Source organism: Listeria marthii (genome assembly GCF_014227425.1).
GTDB classification, from domain to species: domain Bacteria; phylum Bacillota; class Bacilli; order Lactobacillales; family Listeriaceae; genus Listeria; species Listeria marthii.
In genome coordinates this window covers 1-1778 of record NZ_JAASWB010000013.1, presented here as the reverse complement: position 1 = coordinate 1778, position 1778 = coordinate 1, and the positions used below count along the sequence as shown (strand labels likewise).

At 51.0% G+C, this 1778-nt stretch carries 1 rRNA gene; it reads left to right on the top strand.

The annotated features are described in order from the left end of the window. The first annotated feature begins 167 nt into the window (after positions 1-167). Positions 168-1717, top strand: a 16S ribosomal RNA gene (locus tag HCJ55_RS13860). The last annotated feature ends 61 nt before the right edge of the window (positions 1718-1778 follow it).

Sequence of the window (1778 nt, the reverse complement as noted above, 5' to 3'; positions counted from 1 at the left end):
AAGAAGACGAAAAGCAATGAGACGTAAAGTCTCACTGGTAATCGCAGGGCAGAAAACAGAAAGCTGTTTTCAACAAAACAAACTAGTAATTTAATTGCTAGCGAAGTCAATTTGACGCAAGGAATCTTATTCACGGTGTTGAATAAGTATTCAAATTCAATTTATATTTTAAAGAGAGTTTGATCCTGGCTCAGGACGAACGCTGGCGGCGTGCCTAATACATGCAAGTCGAACGAACGGAGGAAGAGCTTGCTCTTCCAATGTTAGTGGCGGACGGGTGAGTAACACGTGGGCAACCTGCCTGTAAGTTGGGGATAACTCCGGGAAACCGGGGCTAATACCGAATAATAAGATGTGGCGCATGCCACGCCTTTGAAAGATGGTTTCGGCTATCACTTACAGATGGGCCCGCGGTGCATTAGCTAGTTGGTAGGGTAATGGCCTACCAAGGCAACGATGCATAGCCGACCTGAGAGGGTGATCGGCCACACTGGGACTGAGACACGGCCCAGACTCCTACGGGAGGCAGCAGTAGGGAATCTTCCGCAATGGACGAAAGTCTGACGGAGCAACGCCGCGTGTATGAAGAAGGTTTTCGGATCGTAAAGTACTGTTGTTAGAGAAGAACAAGGATAAGAGTAACTGCTTGTCCCTTGACGGTATCTAACCAGAAAGCCACGGCTAACTACGTGCCAGCAGCCGCGGTAATACGTAGGTGGCAAGCGTTGTCCGGATTTATTGGGCGTAAAGCGCGCGCAGGCGGTCTTTTAAGTCTGATGTGAAAGCCCCCGGCTTAACCGGGGAGGGTCATTGGAAACTGGAAGACTGGAGTGCAGAAGAGGAGAGTGGAATTCCACGTGTAGCGGTGAAATGCGTAGATATGTGGAGGAACACCAGTGGCGAAGGCGACTCTCTGGTCTGTAACTGACGCTGAGGCGCGAAAGCGTGGGGAGCAAACAGGATTAGATACCCTGGTAGTCCACGCCGTAAACGATGAGTGCTAAGTGTTAGGGGGTTTCCGCCCCTTAGTGCTGCAGCTAACGCATTAAGCACTCCGCCTGGGGAGTACGACCGCAAGGTTGAAACTCAAAGGAATTGACGGGGGCCCGCACAAGCGGTGGAGCATGTGGTTTAATTCGAAGCAACGCGAAGAACCTTACCAGGTCTTGACATCCTTTGACCACTCTGGAGACAGAGCTTTCCCTTCGGGGACAAAGTGACAGGTGGTGCATGGTTGTCGTCAGCTCGTGTCGTGAGATGTTGGGTTAAGTCCCGCAACGAGCGCAACCCTTAATTTTAGTTGCCAGCATTTAGTTGGGCACTCTAAAGTGACTGCCGGTGCAAGCCGGAGGAAGGTGGGGATGACGTCAAATCATCATGCCCCTTATGACCTGGGCTACACACGTGCTACAATGGATAGTACAAAGGGTCGCGAAGCCGCGAGGTGGAGCTAATCCCATAAAACTATTCTCAGTTCGGATTGTAGGCTGCAACTCGCCTACATGAAGCCGGAATCGCTAGTAATCGTGGATCAGCATGCCACGGTGAATACGTTCCCGGGCCTTGTACACACCGCCCGTCACACCACGAGAGTTTGTAACACCCGAAGTCGGTAGGGTAACCTTTATGGAGCCAGCCGCCGAAGGTGGGACAGATAATTGGGGTGAAGTCGTAACAAGGTAGCCGTATCGGAAGGTGCGGCTGGATCACCTCCTTTCTAAGGAAAAGGAAACCTGTGAGTTTTCGTTCTTCTATATTTGTTCAGTTTTGAGAGGTTA